Raw genomic sequence first — 2,993 nt, 5'->3', positions numbered from 1 at the left:
CCTGCGCTTTGCTGTTATTGGTTTTTGAGTTGCAAAGAAAAACCCCGACCTTTTGGGTCGGGGTTTTGGGTAAGGCCCTGGCGATGACCTACTCTCGCATGCGGATGCACACTACCATCGGCGCGTGCGCGTTTCACTTCCGAGTTCGGGATGGGATCGGGTGGTTCCACGCAGCTATGTTCACCAGGGAGAGGGTGGAGGGTCGCTATTGCCGGAAGGCTCAAGCGCTCACGCTCTCATAGGGTCTTGTGACGTAACAGTTTGGTTTGTCTTGGCTTCTGTGCCGAAGGGCAAGGCAACTTGAGGTTATATGATCAAGCCACACGGATCATTAGTATCGGTAAGCTCAATGCATTACTGCACTTACACACCCGACCTATCAACGACGTAGTCTTCATCGTTCCTTTAGGGGACTTGTGTCCCGGGAGATCTCATCTTGAGGCGCGCTTCCCGCTTAGATGCTTTCAGCGGTTATCGTTTCCGAACGTAGCTACCCGGCAGTGCCACTGGCGTGACAACCGGTACACCAGAGGTTCGTCCATTCCGGTCCTCTCGTACTAGGAACAGCCCCTCTCAAATCTCCAACGCCCACGACAGATAGGGACCGAACTGTCTCACGACGTTCTGAACCCAGCTCGCGTACCACTTTAAATGGCGAACAGCCATACCCTTGGGACCGACTACAGCCCCAGGATGTGATGAGCCGACATCGAGGTGCCAAACACCGCCGTCGATATGAACTCTTGGGCGGTATCAGCCTGTTATCCCCGGAGTACCTTTTATCCGTTGAGCGATGGCCCTTCCATACAGAACCACCGGATCACTAAGACCTACTTTCGTACCTGCTTGATCCGTCGATCTTGCAGTCAAGCACGCTTCTGCCTTTGCACACATTGCGCGATGTCCGACCGCGCTGAGCGTACCTTCGTGCTCCTCCGTTACTCTTTGGGAGGAGACCGCCCCAGTCAAACTACCCACCATACATGGTCCCCGATCCGGATTACGGACCTAGGTTAGAACGTCAAGCACATCAGGGTGGTATTTCAAGGATGGCTCCACCGAAGCTGGCGCCTCGGTTTCATAGCCTCCCACCTATCCTACACAGACGAACTCAACGTTCAATGTAAAGCTATAGTAAAGGTTCACGGGGTCTTTCCGTCTTGCCGCGGGAACGCTGCATCTTCACAGCGATTTCAATTTCACTGAGCCTTGGGTGGAGACAGCGCCGCTGTCGTTACGCCATTCGTGCAGGTCGGAACTTACCCGACAAGGAATTTCGCTACCTTAGGACCGTTATAGTTACGGCCGCCGTTTACTGGGGCTTCGATCAAGAGCTTCGCTTGCGCTGACCCCATCACTTAACCTTCCAGCACCGGGCAGGCGTCACACCCTATACGTCCACTTTCGTGTTTGCAGAGTGCTGTGTTTTTGATAAACAGTCGCAGCGGCCTGGTCACTGCGGCCTCCATTGCTGGAGGCGTACCTTCTCCCGAAGTTACGGTACTATTTTGCCTAGTTCCTTCACCCAAGTTCTCTCAAGCGCCTGAGAATTCTCATCCTACCCACCTGTGTCGGTTTACGGTACGGTCTTGCGTGAGCTGAAGCTTAGAGGCTTTTCCTGGAAGCGTGGGATCAGTGACTTCGTCCGATAGGACTCGTCTCGTACTTCGGCCTTAAAGGGCGGCGGATTTGCCTACCACCCAAGCCTTTGTACTTTCCCCGGGACAACCAACGCCCGGTACACTTACCCTTCTCCGTCCCCCCATCGCACTCACGCGAGGTGCTGGAATATTAACCAGCTTCCCATCGACTACACCTTTCGGTCTCGCCTTAGGGGCCGACTCACCCTGCGCCGATGAACGTTGCGCTAGGAAACCTTGGGCTTTCGGCGTGCGGGCTTTTCACCCGCATTATCGTTACTCATGTCAGCATTCGCACTTCCGATACCTCCAGCAGCCTTCTCAAGCCACCTTCGCAGGCGTACGGAACGCTCCTCTACCGCGCACACAAAGTGTGCACCCCAAGCTTCGGTATATCGCTTAGCCCCGTTAAATCTTCCGCGCAGACCGACTCGACCAGTGAGCTATTACGCTTTCTTTAAAGGATGGCTGCTTCTAAGCCAACCTCCTGGCTGTCTATGCCTTTCCACATCGTTTTCCACTTAGCGATAATTTGGGGACCTTAGCTGTGGGTCTGGGTTGTTTCCCTTTTCACGACGGACGTTAGCACCCGCCGTGTGTCTCCCGCATAGTCTGTCCTGGTATTCGGAGTTTGCCATGGTTTGGTAAGTCACGATGACCCCCTAGCCATAACAGTGCTCTACCCCCAGGAAGATTCGTGCGAGGCGCTACCTAAATAGCTTTCGAGGAGAACCAGCTATCTCCGGGTTCGATTAGCTTTTCACTCCTAGCCACACCTCATCCCCTACTTTTGCAACAGGAGTGGGTTCGGGCCTCCAGTGCGTGTTACCGCACCTTCACCCTGGGCATGGCTAGATCACCCGGTTTCGGGTCTACTTCCTGCGACTATGCGCCCTATTCAGACTCGGTTTCCCTTCGCCTACCCTATACGGTTAAGCTCGCCACAAAAAGTAAGTCGCTGACCCATTATACAAAAGGTACGCAGTCACCCTTGCGGGCTCCTACTGCTTGTACGCATACGGTTTCAGGTTCTATTTCACTCCCCTCTCCGGGGTTCTTTTCGCCTTTCCCTCACGGTACTGGTTCACTATCGGTCAGTCAGGAGTATTTAGCCTTGGAGGATGGTCCCCCCATGTTCAGACAGGGTTTCACGTGCCCCGCCCTACTCAATTTCATCATCGTGGCCCTTTCAAATACTGGGCTATCACCGTCTATGGCCAGCCTTTCCAGACTGTTTTTCTAGAACCATGATGACTTTTGGGCTGTTCCCCGTTCGCTCGTCACTACTCAGGGAATCTCGGTTGATTTCTTTTCCTCCGGGTACTTAGATATTTCAGTTCCCCGGGTTAGCTT

The 2,993-nt window shown here is 53.9% G+C and carries 2 rRNA genes (1 of these 2 cut by a window edge); both read right to left on the bottom strand.

Going from position 1 to position 2,993, the window contains the following annotated elements:
- Positions 1-75: 75 nt before the first annotated feature.
- Positions 76-188 (bottom strand): 5S ribosomal RNA (rrf, locus tag QUA00_RS36070).
- A gap of 122 nt (positions 189-310) precedes the next feature.
- Positions 311-2,993: ribosomal RNA gene (locus tag QUA00_RS36065) — 23S ribosomal RNA — on the bottom strand; it runs 168 nt beyond the window's last position.

Source organism: Microcoleus sp. T2B6, assembly GCF_036700475.1.
GTDB lineage: Bacteria > Cyanobacteriota > Cyanobacteriia > Cyanobacteriales > Microcoleaceae > Microcoleus.
Note: the sequence above shows the minus strand (reverse complement) of the source record. Positions and strands in the feature narration are given on the sequence as shown.